General features: G+C 38.5%; 1 protein-coding gene and 1 pseudogene. Both read right to left on the bottom strand.

Annotated elements, in window-relative coordinates:
- Positions 1-1,220: pilus assembly protein (locus tag H5202_RS21935; RefSeq protein ID WP_259397436.1), on the bottom strand; the 1,220-nt coding region annotated here is incomplete at its 3' end.
- A pseudogene (locus H5202_RS24450) lies at positions 1,169-1,742 on the bottom strand (pilus assembly protein); the annotation flags it as partial. The pseudogene H5202_RS24450 and the gene H5202_RS21935, both read right to left, overlap by 52 nt.

Raw genomic sequence — 1,742 nt, 5'->3', positions numbered from 1 at the left:
AATCCCCCAGCAGGGCCTGTATCTGCATTGACAACATAAACACCTTCACCGTTGCCATCGCTCGACGACATGCCACCACCAAAAATTAAAACAGGGCCTTCAATACCAGGAACAAAAGTAGTAACAGGTTCTGACCAAGTTTGGCCTAAATCCTCAAAACCTGATGTAGTAGAGTTGATCATCCACTTAAATGAAGGTGCATCAGGATTGGTAATATCTAGAGCATAATATGAAGCACCACCACGGCGCATCACCAAATACAGCCAAGCTTTATCAATCTTACCGCTGGCATTTGTTTCAGTGTATGCAACTGGTGACAAATCCATCCCGTATACACTGTGACTACCTGTAGGATTATTTTCTACTAAAATAGGTATGTTACTCCAGAGCTCTTCGGGTATAAAAGCCCATGACTCACTAACACTACCAACAGAATAATCATCACTGCCCGAATCAGAATCTTTAAACATATGCACTAAACCCTGGTTAGTGCCTAATATGATCCTAACATCTAGTGAATCCGAAGTACCAAAATTAAGTGCTAAAGGCTTTGAGTGTAGCGGATCTCCCATAATATCAATTCTAGCATCTCTAAAGCTGCTATCTTTATCGTCATCATTAACGTCAAGACCATAAAGCCAATCAAGCGTATCCTGAGAATGAGAAGAAACAAAACTTGAACTATCTATATCAATTATACTTCCGCCGCTCGTAGTTTTGATATTTCGGTTTTTTAAAGTATTCCTAAGATAAGGTAATACACCACCTGAAGTTACATTATTACCATCACTTGAGTTTGCAGCACAAGTATTCCAATAAGTACATGTTTCTGCAGATATATTGCCTTTTGCATCTATGGCTTTACTTGTTCCACCTGGCGCCACAATAACACCATCAGCATTAACTTTTAACTTTTTTAAATTACCACTCCAACGAGGACCTTCTCCAGGATAAAACATCGCAAAATAAGCCGAATTAAATGTTTGCGTTTTATCAAAATTGTTACTGGCAATGCTTGGGGAAGTAAACGAGGTATTCACTTCAAAAATATTTTTAACAATATTATTAATTGCCTCAACTAGTGCTAGCCCATTTGACGCTCTAAAGTAACCACTAGATACATTGGTTGTTTCATTTCTGGGGCTTCCTGCTCTAAATGCAGCTTCTTCTAAAAGTTTTGCTGCTGAGTCAGCTCCCGCAGAAAAGCCAATGGTATACAATTTACCGTTTGTTTGTTGTCTACCCCATCAGCATCTAATACACCTTGTACGACATCATTATTTGCCATATAAGCCGCTAATGCAGGCAAATAACTTTCTTCCTCAACCCCATAACCATTTACTGAAGTAAAGCTTGTATAATCTGCAGGAGTTATTGCCGAGGCAGTTAAGGTTTGAATTGCCGTGTCTGCTGACCTATCTAAGGTTTGTGCGCCATCAGTGATATACACAATATAAGCAGTATCAGGACACTTTTTAAATGGACTTGTATAATTACCTGAACTCAAAATGCCGGGTGGGGTATTGGTTACATAATCTAAATTATAATAACGCCTATCATAAGGATCATAATACCGTCTAGAGTCTTTATTACCATAAGTTACGGGGCCGCCTTTGAAAAATTGATATGCCTCATATAACGTTTCACATAATGGTGTATTTGTTTCGGGATCTAAACTGTAAATGGTATTAATCAAATTCGTCTGATTTGTATCCGTCATCTCTTTGATGTTAGAAACTATA

This window comes from Shewanella sp. SG41-4, assembly GCF_014164505.1.
Taxonomy (GTDB): Bacteria; Pseudomonadota; Gammaproteobacteria; order Enterobacterales; family Shewanellaceae; genus Shewanella.
Note: the sequence above shows the minus strand (reverse complement) of the source record. Positions and strands in the feature narration are given on the sequence as shown.